The sequence below is a fragment of the Moorena sp. SIO2C4 genome (genome assembly GCF_010672485.1).
GTDB lineage: Bacteria > Cyanobacteriota > Cyanobacteriia > Cyanobacteriales > Coleofasciculaceae > Moorena > Moorena producens.
The window spans coordinates 1-4,200 of record NZ_JAAHGN010000669.1; the positions used below are offsets into that span (position 1 = coordinate 1).

2 protein-coding genes are annotated in these 4,200 nt (G+C 43.4%); both read left to right on the forward strand.

All coding sequences use genetic code 11. The features are described 5' to 3' along the window. Positions 1–2,168: cellulose biosynthesis cyclic di-GMP-binding regulatory protein BcsB (locus tag F6K20_RS26845; protein ID WP_287296675.1), on the forward strand; the 2,168-nt coding region annotated here is incomplete at its 5' end. A 201-nt stretch (positions 2,169–2,369) separates the two neighbouring features. Continuing rightward, positions 2,370–4,200 (forward strand): glycosyltransferase family 2 protein (locus F6K20_RS26850; RefSeq protein WP_502708881.1); only part of this gene is annotated, 1,831 nt, incomplete at its 3' end.

The window sequence follows — 4,200 nt, forward strand, 5'->3', positions numbered from 1 at the left end:
TTAAAGCTCCTGAGATCGATGCTCCTCCTGCTGGTAAGTACATCCTAGAATTCAATCGCAGCCCAGTAGTAGGCTCTCGTTTTAGTTTAAGAGGCATCTATGACGAAGCACGGCTAGGGTTTACTCGTCCCCGAGATTGGCAACTCAAATCTGTCAAAGCCTTGATTCGCTTTCGCCATTCTCCAGCGCTCTATGCCACTCGCTCTAATCTTACCGTTCTAATTAATGGTGTTAGCGTTGGCAGTATTCCTCTCAAGCGCCAGAAAGGGGAAATTGGGAATGTGCTATTTAATATTCCGATAGACCAACTCCGTAACTACAACCAAATCACAATTGCGGCGCTACAGAATAACTCTCCTACCTGTACTCAAGACCCCTATGATCCTTCCCTATGGACAGAAATTCTACCCGATTCTAAAATAGTCTTTGATTTTGAACCCCAACCGGTTTCTCTAGACTTCAATCGCTATCCTTACCCGATCTTTGATGACCTCAGTCTAGAACCAAATCAAATTACTTATCTGTTGCCCAAGGAGATTGATGATAATTGGTTAACTAGCACTGCTCGTTTCCAAGCTTCCTTAGGTAGGCTAGCGGATTATCGTCGCCTGAAGACTTCCTTGGTGAAATCTGTTAAAGAGGTCAGTGGAACGGGGATTAATCGATTTTCTGGTAATCGATTGGTGATCATCGGCACACCAGAACAACAGCCAGAACTCAAATCCCTGAAACTACCCCTTCCTGTAGGAAACAATAAGATTCTCGATGCTAAGGAAAAAGCCTTACCCCCCGATGTCGGGGTCTTAATGTTAACCACCACTCCTGGCAATGAAGGCGCAGTATTGGTAGCAACCGGTAATGGGCCAGAAGGAGTGGCGAAAGCAGTACAGTTTTTAGTGCAATCGGAAGACCGTCAAATTGGTACCAGTCAAGCGATCTTAGTTGAAAAGCTGGAGGAAGTGCCAACCCCTGCATCCCGTGATTGGCCAGACTATTTACCTGTAGAACCCACATTCAAGCTCAGCGACCTCAAAACTCCCTACAATCAGCCGATTGAGGATATAACAGTCAGGGGTTCTGATTCCCCACCCATTACTATTGACTTCCGGGCATTGCCCGATGATAAGTTTGAGGGGGATAACTATATGAACCTAATTTATAGCTACGGCCCCCAAATTAATCCCAAAACCTCAGTAGTGGAAGTCAAGCTAGATGGCATTGCCCTAATCGGCAAAAAGCTAACGTCCATCGATGGTGGAACTAGAGAGTCCCTGAGGGTTGCCCTGCCTAGTGACAACATTACCCCCTATTCTAAAATCCAGGTGGATTTTCGTCTTGATGCTCGGGAACGGCGCTCCTGTAGCAAAGTAACTGACCAACAGCTTTGGGGTACGTTGCACAGTGATACAAATTTTGAACTCCAGCGCACCAGTGTTGCCAAAGTCCCAGATTTGGGGTTGCTGAAAACGGGTTTTCCCTTTGCTGCTCCTCAGGATTTATCCAATACCGTTATTGTGCTACCAAAAGACCCCTCAATCAGTGTACTGATGACATTACTACAGTTCACTAACAGACTGGGACGGTTAAGCAAAGCGGAATCAATCCAGCTATCAGTTTATACTAAAGATTCTTTACCCACTGAGGAACGCAGTGACCATCATTTGGTAGGAATTGGCCCTCAAGATAAATTTCCGTTTCCTGAAATTTTCTCTTCTGGTGGTTTTGAATTAAAAGATTTTTTGACAAGGCAGCGGAGTGATAGTCAAATTCAAACCTGGTCTGATCATGATGGGGTGATCAAAGAAATTATATCGCCATGGAATAAAGAACGGGTGCTGCTTGCTCTAAGTGCTCAAACTGATAAAGGCTTAGAAAAAGTCCAAGACTTATTAAATCAAGACCCACTATTCTCTCAAATCAAGGGAGACACGGTACTGATTAGTGCTAACTCGGAAAATCCCAATATTTATCAACAAAATTCTTATAATATGGAGTTTTTCAAGCCAAAGCGCCAGCGTCAAATGGAAAAACCTGAGTTGACTCAGCAAATTTTTAACTTCATAATAAGAAGTTGGTTGTTGTTAGCTCCAGCTATTGTAGCTGCAACCTTGCTTAGTTACGGTGTTATTCAGTTTTATCTCCAAAAAATGGCTAGGGATAGAAATTAATGACGGTTTTTTAAGTCAAAATGCCAAATTAAAAATTCAAAATGACTAAATTTATAATTTGGAATTGTTTCCAATTACTACAATAAAATGAATTAGTTAATGGGGTATTTTTGAATTTTGAATTGATAATTTTGAATTGGAGCGAAGCGATTGACTATTCCATTTTTAAAGATTAGGTCAAAACCGGGTCACAGAGGCTTGGTGACCACACCCCAACAGCGACAGCGACTAACAGTCTGGGTAGTGGAAGACTTACCCTATATATTTGACCAGATTTTACAGTGGCTAAGTCGCCGTCAATTGCTGTTGCTAATTGGATCTTTACTATTGCTATTCATTCCTCTAATTACTGCTCGCCCACCAATTTGGCAACAAGGGTTGCTTGCTGTAATTTTGTTCCTGATGGGACGGGTGATTATTCAGATGGAGGAAGATAAACCGAATCGTAAAACCAGTGAATATCTCCACTTATTGTTAGTTTTACTTAGCGCTTTCACTACCCTACGCTATTTTTATTACCGCACTCGATATACGCTGAATTTTGAAGGGTGGCTGAATATAGTTTTTTGCTTGCTGTTGTATGGAGCAGAATTTTATGCGATCGCTACCTTATTTTTGGCTTACTTTCAAACCTTAAAAATCAAAGAACGTAAAGCAGTTAGTTTAGAAAATATTCCCCAAGAGGAGTGGTTTAGGGTTGATATTTACATTCCTACCTATAACGAAGATCTCGAAATTGTCCGCAAAACCACCTTAGCGGCTGTAGCCATTGACTATCCGACTGATAAAAAATCAGTTTATGTCCTTGATGATGGCAGAAAGTATCCAGAGCGTAGGGAAAAGTTGCGCCAAATGTGTGAGGATCTAGGCTCCGAACTCCTGACTCGGGATAATAATCATCATGCTAAAGCTGGCAATATCAACACAGCTTTTCATAAAACCAAAGGGGATTTAGTGCTTATTCTTGATTGTGACCACATTCCCGCTAAAAACTTGTTGAAGGAAACTGTTGGCTTCTTTTTTAACCCTAAGGTTTCCTTTGTCCAAACACCCCACTGGTTCTATAACCCAGACCCCTTTGAGCGTAATCTGCTCACAGAAGGCAGAATACCTGTGGGTAATGAACTGTTTTATAAGGTGCTGCAAAAGGGCAATGATTTCTGGAATGCGGCGTTCTTTTGTGGGTCTGCGGCGGTGATTCGCAAAACCCACGTCATGGAAATCGGAGGTATTGCCACCGAAACAGTTACCGAAGACTGCCATACTGCCTTCCGTCTGCACTCAAAGGGTTACGAGTCGGTCTACTACGACAAGATTATGGTGGCAGGTTTAGCGCCAGAAAAATTTTCGGCCTATATCGGTCAACAGGTACGTTGGGCTAGGGGAATGGCTCAGATTCTGCGCCTGGAAAATCCCTTGTTCAACCGGAAGGTGAGGTTGAGCCTGCCCCAACGGTTGTGCTACATGAGTGCCACAGCCCACTTTTTCTTCGGCTTCCCGCGATTGATGTATGCGATCGCACCCACTCTATTCTTATTATTTGGCATCAATTCGGTTAAGGGTCTCGGTTTTGAAACCTTGTGCTATGCTCTGCCTCACGTTATTTTATCGATGCAGACCAACCACATTCCCTACAAGCACGTCCGTTTCTCCTTCTGGAACGAGATTTTTGAATTTGCCCTGTCATTCCAGGCGGGAATGGTTACCCTCTTAGCTCTGATTAATCCTAAGTTAGGGTCTTTCAATGTTACCGATAAAGGGATGAATGTTACCAAGCGCAGCTTTGATTTTGATTCGGTCAAGTACCTAGTGTTAGTGGCTGCACTGGCTACTGCTGCCTTGTTTACTGTACCTCTGTGGCTATGGTTAAGACCGGAGGATAGCCAAGCGGTGATTGTTAATGTTCTTTGGTCTATCTTTAACCTAATCCTTCTGATGGCTGCTTGTCTAGTTGCTTTCGAGCAACCCCAACTCCGTCGTGCTCACCGGATGCCAAGGAAGTTAACGGCTGTGATTCATACTCCACAGCAGA